Origin of the sequence: Alkalihalobacterium chitinilyticum, assembly GCF_029028005.1 — a bacterium.
In the GTDB taxonomy this organism is placed as follows: Bacteria; Bacillota; Bacilli; order Bacillales; family Bacillaceae_F; genus Alkalihalobacterium; species Alkalihalobacterium chitinilyticum.
Genome location: NZ_JAOTPO010000015.1, coordinates 23,090 through 35,752 on the forward strand (window position 1 = coordinate 23,090; position 12,663 = coordinate 35,752).

14 protein-coding genes are annotated in these 12,663 nt (G+C 40.0%); 8 read left to right on the forward strand and 6 right to left on the reverse strand.

What is annotated here, in order from left to right:
* Window positions 1–55: 55 nt before the first annotated feature.
* Window positions 56–1,399, forward strand: coding sequence for a sodium-dependent transporter (locus tag N7Z68_RS18295; protein WP_275119918.1), 1,344 nt, complete (start codon window positions 56–58; stop codon window positions 1,397–1,399).
* 142 nt (window positions 1,400–1,541) lie between these two features.
* On the opposite strand, the gene N7Z68_RS18300 is transcribed toward N7Z68_RS18295, so the two are convergent.
* Complete coding sequence (locus tag N7Z68_RS18300; protein ID WP_275119919.1) at window positions 1,542–2,543, reverse strand: M23 family metallopeptidase; 1,002 nt, start codon at window positions 2,541–2,543, stop codon at window positions 1,542–1,544.
* Window positions 2,544–2,730: 187 nt separating this feature from the next.
* Between N7Z68_RS18300 and lipA the strand changes: the two genes are divergently transcribed.
* On the forward strand, window positions 2,731–3,651 hold the full coding sequence (gene lipA / locus N7Z68_RS18305; RefSeq protein WP_275119920.1) for a lipoyl synthase: 921 nt from the start codon (window positions 2,731–2,733) through the stop codon (window positions 3,649–3,651).
* A gap of 126 nt (window positions 3,652–3,777) precedes the next feature.
* Here lipA and N7Z68_RS18310 read toward each other — a convergent pair whose 3' ends face one another.
* A complete protein-coding gene (locus N7Z68_RS18310; protein WP_275119921.1) occupies window positions 3,778–4,464 on the reverse strand; it encodes a YhcN/YlaJ family sporulation lipoprotein in 687 nt (228 codons plus the stop codon).
* A gap of 226 nt (window positions 4,465–4,690) precedes the next feature.
* On the opposite strand from N7Z68_RS18310, the gene N7Z68_RS18315 reads away from it, so the two are divergent.
* On the forward strand, window positions 4,691–4,978 hold the full coding sequence (locus tag N7Z68_RS18315; RefSeq protein ID WP_275119922.1) for a YutD family protein: 288 nt from the start codon (window positions 4,691–4,693) through the stop codon (window positions 4,976–4,978).
* 221 nt (window positions 4,979–5,199) lie between these two features.
* Here the strand turns inward: N7Z68_RS18315 and N7Z68_RS18320 are convergent, their stop codons facing one another.
* The 3 genes from N7Z68_RS18320 to glpX form a co-directional block, all read right to left on the reverse strand.
* Entirely contained in the window at window positions 5,200–5,508 is a 309-nt protein-coding gene (locus N7Z68_RS18320) for a cytosolic protein (RefSeq protein ID WP_275119923.1), read from the reverse strand.
* Window positions 5,509–6,106: 598 nt separating this feature from the next.
* Window positions 6,107–6,373: a DUF3055 domain-containing protein gene (locus tag N7Z68_RS18325; RefSeq protein WP_275119924.1), complete on the reverse strand. Its 267-nt coding sequence runs from the start codon at window positions 6,371–6,373 to the stop codon at window positions 6,107–6,109.
* 13 nt (window positions 6,374–6,386) lie between these two features.
* Window positions 6,387–7,361, reverse strand: coding sequence for a class II fructose-bisphosphatase (gene glpX, locus N7Z68_RS18330; RefSeq protein ID WP_275119925.1), 975 nt, complete (start codon window positions 7,359–7,361; stop codon window positions 6,387–6,389).
* A gap of 202 nt (window positions 7,362–7,563) precedes the next feature.
* Here glpX and N7Z68_RS18335 point away from each other — a divergent pair, with 202 nt between their 5' ends.
* The 3 genes from N7Z68_RS18335 to N7Z68_RS18345 all read left to right on the forward strand — a co-directional run bounded on the left by N7Z68_RS18335 (window position 7,564) and on the right by N7Z68_RS18345 (window position 9,865).
* Window positions 7,564–8,007: a DUF86 domain-containing protein gene (locus tag N7Z68_RS18335; RefSeq protein WP_275119926.1), complete on the forward strand. Its 444-nt coding sequence runs from the start codon at window positions 7,564–7,566 to the stop codon at window positions 8,005–8,007.
* Window positions 8,008–8,305: 298 nt separating this feature from the next.
* Window positions 8,306–8,950, forward strand: a complete 645-nt coding sequence (locus N7Z68_RS18340) for a helix-turn-helix transcriptional regulator (RefSeq protein WP_275119927.1) — start codon at window positions 8,306–8,308, stop codon at window positions 8,948–8,950.
* 141 nt (window positions 8,951–9,091) lie between these two features.
* Entirely contained in the window at window positions 9,092–9,865 is a 774-nt protein-coding gene (locus tag N7Z68_RS18345) for a TIGR01457 family HAD-type hydrolase (protein WP_275119928.1), read from the forward strand.
* A 68-nt stretch (window positions 9,866–9,933) separates the two neighbouring features.
* Here N7Z68_RS18345 and N7Z68_RS18350 read toward each other — a convergent pair whose 3' ends face one another.
* Window positions 9,934–10,425: a phosphatidylglycerophosphatase A family protein gene (locus tag N7Z68_RS18350; protein WP_275119929.1), complete on the reverse strand. Its 492-nt coding sequence runs from the start codon at window positions 10,423–10,425 to the stop codon at window positions 9,934–9,936.
* Window positions 10,426–10,611: 186 nt separating this feature from the next.
* Between N7Z68_RS18350 and yutH the strand changes: the two genes are divergently transcribed.
* Complete coding sequence (gene yutH / locus N7Z68_RS18355) at window positions 10,612–11,649, forward strand: spore coat putative kinase YutH (protein WP_275119930.1); 1,038 nt, start codon at window positions 10,612–10,614, stop codon at window positions 11,647–11,649.
* Window positions 11,650–11,681: 32 nt separating this feature from the next.
* Window positions 11,682–12,662, forward strand: a complete 981-nt coding sequence (locus tag N7Z68_RS18360; RefSeq protein WP_275119931.1) for a 2-hydroxyacid dehydrogenase — start codon at window positions 11,682–11,684, stop codon at window positions 12,660–12,662.
* The last annotated feature ends 1 nt before the right edge of the window (window position 12,663 follow it).

Below are 12,663 nucleotides of genomic sequence, written 5' to 3' on the forward strand. Positions count from 1 at the left end.
TATACTTGCTATTGACAGATAGAAAATTCAGAAAAAAGAGAAAGGGGTTATGGAAATGAACGAACGTGAACAATGGGGCACACGTGCTGGGTTTATTCTAGCAGCAGTCGGTTCAGCGGTAGGTTTAGGTAACATTTGGCGTTTTTCTTATGTAACTGGTGAGAGTGGAGGAGCAGCATTTTTAATCATTTACGTTTTATGTATTCTTTTAGTGGGTCTTCCAGTATTACTCGCAGAATTTTCAATCGGTAGAAGAGGGCAATCCGATGCTATTGGATCATTTACAAAAATTGCACCAGGTAAGCCTTGGGCAATTGGTGGTATTTTAGGAGTACTAACATCATTTCTAATTTTATCATTCTATGGGGTTATCGCAGGTTGGGTTGCTTACTATTTCTTTAGTTATTTAACAGGTACTGCTCAGGCTGTACCAGAAGGCGAATATGCGGACTTCTTTGTAGGCTTTATTGGGAATGCCAATGGTGCCCCGGTATTCTGGCAAGTTTTATTTATGGCCATTGTAATTGGAATTGTATTCTTTGGAGTTAAAAAAGGTATCGAATTATCAAATAAGATTTTCATGCCATTACTTGCTTTATTAATTATTATTTTAGCTGGTTACAGTTTAACTTTAGATGGTGCTGGTGATGCATTAGCGTTCTTATTTACTCCAGACTGGAGTGCATTTGCTAATCCAAGTGTATATTCTGCAGCTGTTGGTCAGGCATTCTTCACATTATCACTTGGTATGGGTGCAATGATCACTTATGCAAGTTATTTACCGAAAAATGCTAGCCTTCCAAGTGCAGCTGGTACGGTAGTAACTTTAGATACGTTATTTGCGATTGTTGCTGGTATTATGATTTTCCCTGCCGTATTTACATTTGCGTTAGATCCAGCAGCAGGTCCTGGTTTAATCTTCATTACACTTCCTGAAGTATTCGCTCAAATGGGAGCAGGGGGTACGTTCTTTGCGATTGTGTTATTCTTCTTAATCGGAATTGCTGCACTTTCATCAGCAATCTCTTTATTAGAAGTTAGTGTATCTTATGTAATGCGTAGTTTGAATTGGTCTCGTAGGAAAGCAACTCTTATTGCGGGTATCTTAGTTACTGCACTTGGTGTACCGTCAGCATTAAGTCAATATGGCCCATTAGGTGACTGGTTAATCTTTGGTTTACCATTCTTAGATTTAATTGATACAATTACAGATCAATACACATTACCTCTTGGTGGATTATTTGTTGCCCTATTTGTAGGTTGGGGTTGGAATAAAATCGATGCTCTTAGAGAAACAGGTCTTACAGATTCTGTTATTGGTATCGTTTGGTTATGGTTCATCCGTATCATTGCACCACTTGGGATCCTGTGGATTTTATTACAAAACATTTTTGGATAATTAGGTTAGAAAAAGCCTGCCCATGTCAATATAACTGACTGATGGGCAGGTCTTTTTTTGTTAACATTCTCAATTATATTCGTATTCATTTTAGATGGTCATTTTTTAGCTGGATACTGCAAAATCATGCTCATTAAAAAACTTATCGTTTTCTACGTGCAGCACGTTCTTTCTTTTCCCAAGATCTCAACGAAGGATAAGGGTCAAATGACCATTCTGTTATGCCATTATCACGATACATACCGTAGTGAAGGTGAGGTGGGAACTTTCCTTGTGTTCCTGGTTTTCCGTAACCTGAACTGCCCACATATCCTATGACTTGTCCGGGTTCAACAACGGTTCCTGGATCAATGCCTTTTTCAAAGCCACTTAAATGAGCGTAATAGTGATAAATGTTATTTAGATCCCGAATCCCAATACGCCAGCCGCCATATCGATTCCAGCCTTTTAATTCGACTACGCCGTATGTCGTTGACCGAACAGGAACATTGTAATTAGCAAATATATCGGTTCCTTCGTGAATTCTGCGACCACCCCAACCACGACGATCACCCCAAGTACTGCGGTAACTATAATTATGGTTAAGTGGCACTGGGAACGCATTCGTCGTCAACTCAAGGTTACCGAACTTTTCGTATACCTTTGCATGTCCTGTAATGATATTTACACTTTGGTCACGATGATAATGTTCCCATAGCGCAATTCGAAAATCTTCAAAATCAAAGCCATAGGACTCTAAATGTTTAGCCATCGTATAGAGGACATCTTCATCATCATTTCTGTCAGCAATGCCATCCCCATTACCATCTAGTCCTTTACCGCCAAATAAGCTGATGGAGATTGGGTCTGTATCTTCTAGATTAGGGTTTAACGGACCGACCCATTGTTCCGGGGAGTAATAAATGCCTATAACTCCTTCTTCCTCGGGACGGTCTCGTCTAGCTTTTCGTAATCCCCGTTCGTACGTATCGACAGCCGCTAAATAATTCCAAGGAATGTTCGTTAAAGTTTCAACCTTTTTATAGAGGTCCATTCGTCGTTCATATTTTGATTCGGTTTTCTGTTCTCCAAGTACACTGTAAGGGTGGAATACAGCAAACAGAAAAGGAATAACGGCAAAAATGATTGCAAACTTTTTTAGCATTATGTTATTCTCCTTTCTAGTGGGTGTTACATGTTGGTTTCATCTGTAAAAGCTTATAATGTTAGTTTGTAATTTATTTGGAAAATAATCTGAGTTAATTATTGGTAATCTAGCAAGGTATTTGTGAGTACAAGGTAAAACGTGATACATTAGTATAATAAAATAATAAGTTGGAGTGAACGATTCCATGGCAAAAAAAGAAGAACATATTCGTAAACCGGAATGGTTGAAAATAAAGTTGAATACAAATGAAACTTATACGGGCTTAAAGAAAATGATGCGTGAAAACAATTTACATACGGTTTGTGAAGAAGCACGTTGTCCAAACATTCACGAATGCTGGGCAGAGCGAAAAACAGCAACTTTTATGATCCTAGGAGACGTATGTACGCGAGCATGTCGTTTCTGTGCAGTAAAAACAGGCCTTCCGACTGAATTAGATTGGCAAGAACCTGAGCGTGTTGCAGACTCAGTTCAACTGATGAACTTAAAGCATGCGGTTATTACTGCAGTAGCACGTGATGATCTTAAAGATGGCGGGGCTGCAGTGTTTGCTGAAACGGTTCGAGCGGTTCGCAGAAAAAATCCTTTTACAACAATAGAAGTGCTTCCGTCTGATATGATGGGCGAATATGAGAATGTAAAAACGTTAATGGATGCAAGACCAAATATCTTAAACCATAATATCGAGACCGTAAAACGACTTACACCAAGAGTTCGAGCACGTGCAACGTATGAGAGATCACTTGAGTTCCTTAAAAGAGCGAAGGAACTCCATCCCGATATTCCAACCAAATCAAGTTTAATGATTGGACTTGGTGAAACGAAAGAAGAGATTATCGAAACGATGGATGATCTACGTGCCAATGATGTAGATATCATGACAATTGGTCAATATCTTCAACCGACGAAAAAGCATTTGAAAGTTGTGAAATATTACCACCCAGATGAATTTGCTGAGTTACGAGAAATTGCGATGTCTAAAGGATTTAGTCATTGTGAAGCAGGCCCACTCGTAAGATCTTCTTACCATGCGGATGAACAAGTAAATGAAGCCCAAGTGAATCAAGAAGCTTCAAAAGTCATTGAAAAAGAGGCGAACTCTTAAAAGTAACTTTTAAAAATTATAAAATGACTATCCCTTGAGCCAGGTAACAAAAAAATTGTTTCCTGGCTCTTATTAGGGAGAGACGTTTAAAGGATAGCCTTAAATAAATGTTAGGCGTAATGCGAATTATGCTTCCTCTTGTCCTTCATCTTCTGGTAATTGCTGATCACGTCGGATTGGATAAGGTGCTTCATATTGCATATCTGGATCGCCAGCTTCTTGCAAGCGCTCTAGGTTAGGGAAAATAGGATCCATGTCTCGAATTTGCTGTTCTAACAGTTCGTCCACACGCGGTGTTAAACTGCTTAAGTTACCAAAACGTTCAATGTCTTCCATCATTTCTGGATTATCTGTTACAAAAACGTCTAAGTACCTTGGTGCCATTGATTGAGCAGTAACTTTTACTTGCAAAGCAACATCGTCTCTATTTTCTACCGCATTAGCTGAATAAGCGACCAGAATGTATCTATCCGTAACGAGCGTACCGCATTCTTCAACTTGCGGAAGATAGACGGCCATTTTACTGATAGCATCTGCAAGCAGGTCACGGTCTATATAAGCAGCATCAGGCTCACGATGTTCACGCTGTTCCTGAGCTTTTTGATGGCGGACATAACCGAATTGTGCATGCTCAGGGTTTTGAACTCCGTTCCGTTCAGAATGAAGGATGCTAGCGCCACCACCAGATGGGTTATATTTAGTATGTCTTGCTTGTTGCTGCATGTTTGGAGCTTCGTTTCCCATCATCGTTTGACAGCCTGAAGTAATTAGCATCGAAGAAAGTACACAAGCAGTGATTATTTTCTTTTTCATTAAGACGACCCTCCTCCTAAAAATTTGTACGATTAAGTACCTTTACTAAAGTCCAAAAATGAATATTGAAAGATCTCTTTTATAGGTTGAGCGTCTGTTGCTATTTTTAATGAATGAAAATAATGGTTAATCTGGAACGAAACAGTGCTGATAGAATACTGCGGATGTCATGAAGTTTCAGTTTATGGTAAAATGAAATGAATGATTTAAAGAAGGTGGGATCCTTATGGTTCGGGTACAAGGCTTGAGCTTTGAAATTATAGAAGATGTCCGTAACGGCTGGAATGAAGAGGAATTCATCGAGCGTTACAGTGATGTTTTAAATAAATATGATTATATTGTAGGCGACTGGGGGTACAGTCAACTCCGCTTAAGAGGTTTTTTTGAAGACGCCAATAAAAAGTCCAATTATGATAATAAAATTAGTACGCTTTCGGAGTATTTGTATGAATACTGCAATTTCGGCTGTCCTTATTTTGTATTAAAACGAGTAAAAGAAGGTCGGAAAAATTAAGGGGAAACTCTTTGTGTCTAAATGACTGAGCTGGTCTTGAACGACAAACAGGAATACATAACACCGAGTTAAGTTTTCATCTAGAACCGCCAATATGATCCATATCAGTGAGTTTTTTTGAACAGCAACTATGTACTTAACAATTGTTGAGTTCGTATTTTAAAATATGATATATTGCATTGATAAAACAGTGAGGCATTCGGTCCTCACTGTTTTGTTGTTTACTTGCTCGTATAGGGTGGTTCTTCGTTTTTATCAGGATCATCATGCGTGGGGTGAGCACCCGGAAATTGACGTGGTAAGTTTTGGTGAAGTGATTTAAATTCATAGTTAAACGCACTATAACTTCGTTGCCCTTCACGCCAAGGAGTACTTTTCCCTAATGGACGATTAACCGGAGAACCATATGGACCTTCAGGCAAGGTTTCTGGAAAAATAAAGTTACGTTGGGTCTCGACATTAGAGAAGTCTGTGTACGACGCCTCGGTCACTTGTTCTTTATCTTTTCGCTGCGGGTGTTGTTCATCCATAATAAAACCACCTCCTATGGTTAGAGTACCCTAAGAGGTGGTTTTTAGCCTTAAAGCAGATGTTCAAAAAGTCCGGGAAAAATAGCTACGAATTTCTTCGTTGCCTTGCTTCTGCGTTGCTCACGTATTAAAAGCATACGCTGCGCTACTCGCACCTGCGTCGCCTCGAACTTCTTTGCTCTTTTTGTCCTCCTTTTTGAACTTGATTGGAAGCAGATGTTCAAAAAGTGCGGGAATAGCTGCCGAAGATGACCTTCGACTAAGGACCCGCGTCGGCCTCAAGTTGGGGTTCCTCGTTAGAACAGCTACAGATAGAACTTACTGAGCGTCCCAACCGAACTAGTTATTAGCTGAAGTAAGGTTAAGAGGACTGAGAGGCCCTTATTCAAGGAAAAATCGTATTCATGAGTAGCTAAGCGGACTGAGAAGCCCTTATTTGCTATAAAATAGCTGTTTTGAAGTATAATTAGATCATATAAGGACCTTGGAGTCCGCTAAAGTTCAAAAAATGTTGTTTTAGCATAAATAAGGGCCTGTGAGTCCGTTAAAATGTAATCCGCACAGTTCACCACATATAAAATGGCTTTCCCTGCTTTAATTACATCATTTCCTGCAGAAATGAACGAAGCTCTTCTGCATCTTCATCATTCAGCTTGTAAACATGCTCGAGATAACCAGGCTCATCTAAATCGTCTTGGCCGATAATTGCAAAACGGTTCGATTGCATGTCTAAAATAAGCTGTTTTCCGTAGTGCCGAGTCGTTTTAACGATGGCGAGATCAAAGCGTTGATTTTCGCCCATAAAGCTTACATATCGTGTTTTGGTTGATTCTTCATCATCATATAAGAAAAAACGTTCTGCCATTATTTTATCACCTCTATGAGTTATGCATTTGTAAATGCGGCTTGTATTCTAAATGATGGTGCGCTTTGATATATCGAACGGTCTTTGTTTTGGCACGCATCACGATCGAATCGGTTTCAACTAAATCGCCGCCTAAAAAGCGGACACCTTGAAGCAATTCCCCAGAAGAGACCCCAGTTGCAGCAAAAATAGCATCGTCGCCACGCACGAGATCATCGAGTGTTAAAATTTGATGTGGATCTTCAAGCCCCATTCGTTTGCAACGTTCGTATTCAGCTTCGTCTTGTGGTTTAAGGCGAGCTTGCATGTCACCGCCAAGTGCTTTAATAGCAGCTGCAGAGATAACACCCTCAGGAGCGCCGCCGATACCGACAAATAGATCAATTCCTGTATGCGGTAATGCTGTAGCGATTGAAGCACCAACATCTCCATCTCCAAACAATTTCACACGTGCGCCTTTTTGACGAACTCTTTCAATCAGTTCAGCATGGCGTTCACGTTCTTGGATGATGACGGTTACATCATGAATTCGCTTGTTTGTCATTTTAGCAATAATATCGATCGTTTTTTCAATCGGATCATCAATGCGGACAAGTCCTGCTGCTTTAGGACCAACAGCGATTTTTTCCATATACATATCTGGTGCATGCAGTAATGTTCCTTTATCTGCCACAGCGATAACAGCCATCGCATTCGGATGCCCTTTAGCGACAATACTTGTACCTTCAAGTGGGTCTACTGCAATATCGACTTCAGGTCCATTTCCGCTACCAACTTTTTCACCTATATAAAGCATTGGTGCTTCATCTAGTTCCCCTTCACCAATGACAACTTCGCCTTTGCAATTGACGGAATCAAACATGGCGCGCATCGCTGTGGTAGCCGCATCATCTGCTTCATTTTTCTTCCCGCGGCCAAGCCATTGTGCGGATGCAAGAGCAGCTGCTTCTGTAACTCGGACGATCTCTAGTGCAAGTTCACGATCCAATGTATTCTCCTCCAGTTCTAAAGCTCTTTATATGTTTAGTCATGTTTAATCATAACAAAATCAACAATAATAAGGAAATAGTATGGAACAAATATCGAAAAAAATAAATCAAAGTCTAGGATATGAAATGAATATGTTATACTAATGAGGAGAGATAGTTGGTAGCTTTTATGATAAAAAATAAGAATATCGGGTGATCAAAATGTATTTCGTAGACCGTGAAAAAATTGAAAATACGTTAACTCATATTGAAGTGTTGCTTAGTAGATACCGAAATCAGTCAACATGGGAGTCAGACATAGAAAAGTTAGCATTAGAAAGAATTGGCCACAATCTAATTGAGTCGATTATTGATGTAGGAAATGCTATGATTGACGGGTTTATTATGAGAGACCCCGGGAGTTATGAGGACATTATTGACATTCTCGAAGATGAGAAAGTAGTAGATGCAAGCGCATCTGAGCAGTTAAGACATGTAATTCGTTTCCGGAAGCCACTCGTACAAGCTTATGTAACGGTTGACCATAGTAAACTTCTCAACATCTTAGAGGAAAATGTTGAAGCTATTGAAGCGTTCCCAGGAGCTGTACGTCATTATCTTGAGGCAGAGCTAGGACCGGTATCGGCGTTTCTTCCAAAAGAATAGACAAGCATTTAGTGCAAAAAGGCCAAGTTATAGTTAAGATGCTTAAAAAATACAAATATTAAAGAAAAATCATTGAGGCGAGAAAAGTGCTATAAAAATGCACTGTTTTTCGTCTCTATTTGTATTGGTGAAGTTAGTTGTGTTGAAAGTGTATTGTGAAAATTGATTGATTTTCATCCTCCTAATGCAGGTCTAATTGATGGAAGTTGTCCTTCTTTTCCTATTTTCTATACATTTTTATTTAAAAATTTACATAATATAATAAATCGAATACAATATAGAGGAAGGTGGTGTTAGGATGGATAGTACAGCCTCCTCGACTCGAGAGCAAATTTTACAATTGCTAAAAAAACATAAAAGTCTAACGGTTGCTAATCTAGCCAGTCATCTTGGGATTACAGAAATGGCTGTGAGAAGACATTTAGGGACGTTAGAAAGAGATAATGTCGTTGAAACGAAAATGGTAAGGCAAGCCATGGGAAGACCTACAACAATGTATTCATTGTCACAAGAGGGTGAAGAATTATTCCCGCGCAATTATGCTTCACTCACACTAGGCTTCTTAAAAGATATTGAAAAATTAAGCGGTAAACAAATGATAGATCAGTTGTTTGAATTACGGAAGCAGCGGATGAAAGAAGAGCTAGAAGATCGCTTTAAAGGCAAAAGTTTTGAGGAGCGGATCAAAGAATTAGCTGACTTTCAGTCGAATAATGGATATATGGTGGAATGGGAAAAGTCAGATGACGGCACCATCCACTTCAAAGAATACAACTGTCCGATTTCGCAAATTGCCAATGAATATCCTGTAGCGTGTGCATGTGAGCAATCCCTGTTTCAAGAGTTGCTAGAAACGAAGGACATCGAATGCGAAACATGTATGGCCATCAACGAAACACCGCATTGTTATTATAAAATTAAAGCACCTGAAAACAACGAGTAAAGAAGTATAGCTGAAGCTATACTTCTTTTTTTCACCCATAATGACTATAATAATGATGAATTAAAGTACTAAAGGTACCAGGCACCTTTAGTGAAGCAGTGGATTAAAGGTGCCTGGTACCCAACAATAAAAGGGGTTTTTATGAAAAAATATAAGGGTTTTTTAATTGACTTAGATGGTACGGTATATCGAGGCAAGGAGCGAATTGAAGAAGCGGTGGACTGGATTAATACAATTCATCAATCCGGGCTTCCTTACTTATTTGTGACGAATAATTCGTCAAAGACACCTGAGCAAGTGGCTGAAACCTTAAAACAAATGGGGGTTCAGTGTACAAGTGAGCACGTCTTTACGACAAGTATGGCGACAGCCAACTATATTGCCCAAGTTGCGTCAGAGCCGAAAGTGTTCATGATTGGTGAAGTTGGCTTAGAACAAGCATTGAAATCGAGAGGGTTAGAGTTGACGGTAGAAGAAGCAAACGTTGTCGTGATGGGAATTGACCGAGAAGTTACGTATGAGAAGTTTGCGAAGGCTTGCTTACACGTAAGAAATGGAGCGACATTTATCTCGACGAACGGAGATAAAGCGATACCGACCGAAAGAGGACTTTTACCCGGGAATGGTTCGCTCACGTCAGTCGTCGCCGTTTCGACTGGAGTAACCCCAACGTTCATAGGAAAGCCAGAGTCGATTATTATTGAACAGGCTTTAGAACGATTAGGAACGAGTAAAGAAGAGACGTTAATGATTGGCGACAACTATGATACAGACATTATGGCTGGTATTCGAGCAGGTATCGATACACTGATTGTACATACAGGAGTTACTTCAAAAGAAGATTTGAAGAAAATGAAAGATCAGCCAACCTATTCAGTAGACTCGCTAGCCGAATATGTGTTTGCAGAAGAATAAGGTACCTCTACAAAAAAACGGTACCTGGCACCTTTAGTGTACTAAAGGTGCCAGGTACCAAATAAACATTATTCGCAGTTTGCGGCGCGGTGGGCTAAACGACTAGATGCAGCAGCAGCGATCGCACCGACGATGTCGTCTAAAAACGTATGACATTCCTTTGATTCTTTATCATTCAACTTTTCAAGGATGCCTGGCTTTTGTTTATCGATGTATCCGTAATTCGTAAATCCAATTGAACCATAAACGTTAACAATGGATAAAGCAATGATTTCATCAACTCCGTAGAGGCCTTCATCACTTTCAATAATACTTAACAGCGGTTCCTCGATTAATTTCTTTTCCGCTAATTTGTCTAGTTGAATCCCTGTTATAATCGCATTTTGCACTTCTCTTTTAGAAAGGACGCGATCGACATTCAGCTTGCACTCATCAATATCTAAATTAGGATGATATTTCACTTGTAAAAAATAAACAAGATCGGCAATATCGTCTAAAGTAACCCCGCGTTCTTCCAGAGATTTTCTTGCGACTTCCTCGAGGTTATACTCTTCTTTCATCTACATCACCTCATTCATAATATCAGCAACAGTCTTCAAATAAAATACCCGTATAGTGTTTAGTGTATGTTGCTACTAAAAAAACATACTTGTCATAATGACAACGAGCCTAATCTATAGTTACACTTTTTGAAACCTGGGTCATAGACTATATTATGAAGTAGGCTGACGAGGAGTGAATCAAACATGTTTGAGCGCAATATCTACGACCATTATCAGCTGTACTGTGAGGAACGGTTTATGTTGGGCGATCTTGAAGGGTTTGAAGCGAATCGGGAGTATTACGTATTTGTGCCTATTGAATTTACAGCAGGCCAATCCATTCAAGACATGATAGTAATGACTGAACATCTAAAAACAACTGGAGAACGTGGCGTAGCTGACATTATTCGAACGGTTCATAATCAGGCGGTAGCTTTAGTTGACGGGGTAGATGGATTTTTGTTTAAGCTTCCAAAAAGCGAAGCGGAGTGGAGAGCTGAAGCTGAAGAAAGTACAGGGCGCTCGCTTGCCTTTTTTCATTATAAGGGCAGTAATATCCAGGCTGCAGCCCAGTCGACGGCTAATTACTATGGGCAATGGAAGTTTATTTGGGAAAAGAGATTAACACAACTCGAGCAGTGGTACCAAACGATGTTACAGCGGCTGCCGCAAACTGAAGTGGACGATGCCTTTTTAATGAGTTTTCCTTACTATATGGGACTTACTGAGAACGCCATTCAATTTGTTGCCGATAGTGATATTGATGAACCGTATCGCGGGAATGAACAACCGGTGATATGTCACAATTGTTTTACGGACCGATCCTGGCTTACTTCACCGAACACTGCTCAATCCCTGATTAAGCTTCCATCACATTTTATCATCGATCATCCAAGTCGGGATGTTGCGGAATGGATCAGACACGAATTTCATGGAGAAGAATTTTCAGAGACAAATTTATTAAAGTTTATATATGATTATGAAAGTGTCAAGCCGCTAACTTCCTACTCATGGAGACTGATTTACGCAAGATTATTATTTCCGTTAAAGTATTTTGAAACGTTAGAAAATTACTACGGAACTCAATTAAAAGAAGAGCGACTGTATTATGGGGAAAAGTTTTTTCATTTACTTGACCGAGAACAGCGAAATCAAACGTTTTTGTCTGACTTTCATCAGTTAATGGCAAATAGCGAAATGATCACACGTGTTCCAAGGGTTGATTGGCTCCAGCAGATATGAGAAGATCATTACAAAAAGGCAGGAATCAATACATGAAGCCATACGTTTTTATTACGAGAAAAATTCCAGAACAACTACTTACCGAGCTATACGAAATGGCTGAAGTCAAGATGTGGGAGCATGAAGATGTCCCCGTTCCAAATAACATTTTAAAAGAAGAGCTAGAACGAGCTGACGCGGTATTTTCACTCGTCTCTGATCCAATAGGTTCCGAACAACTCTCAAACTGCCCTAATTTAAAAGTAATCGCCAATATGGCCGTAGGATATGACAATATTGATGTCCGGCTTGCAACGAGCAAAGGAATTGTCGTTGGTCACACACCGGACGTACTGACAGATACAACAGCTGATTTAACTTTCGCACTGTTACTTGCAACAGCACGCCGAATTCCTGAGGCCGCAAGCTATGTTAAGAACGACGAATGGAGCCAGTGGAGTCCCTATTTACTTGCCGGAACAGATGTCCATCATAAAACGATTGGAATTGTCGGGATGGGGCGGATTGGTGAAGCTGTTGCGAGGCGCGCCAAAGGTTTCGATATGAATATTTTATATCACAACCGCTCAAGAAAAGCAGTGGCTGAACAAGAAATAGGCGCACAGTATTGTACATTTGAAGAGTTATTGAAACAATCCGATTATGTCGTCTGTTTGGCACCGCTCACACCAGAAACGAAGGAAATATTCAATGCAAAGGCGTTTCAGCAAATGAAGGATTCTGCGATTTTTATTAATGCATCAAGAGGCGGATTAGTTAACGAGTCTGACCTTGAAGAAGCACTGAAAAACGGTGTTATAAAAGGGGCAGGACTAGATGTTTTTGCCAAAGAACCGATTCGAGTCAACCATCCGCTAGTGCAGCTGCCAAACGTTGTCGCGATCCCTCATATTGGTAGCGCAACCGTGGAAACGAGAGATGCAATGGTCAAAATGACGGTGCAAAATATTGTTCGATCCTTAAAAGGAGAACAACCGATTGCAGCGGTTAATTTAAAAGAATTAGGAGTTTAGA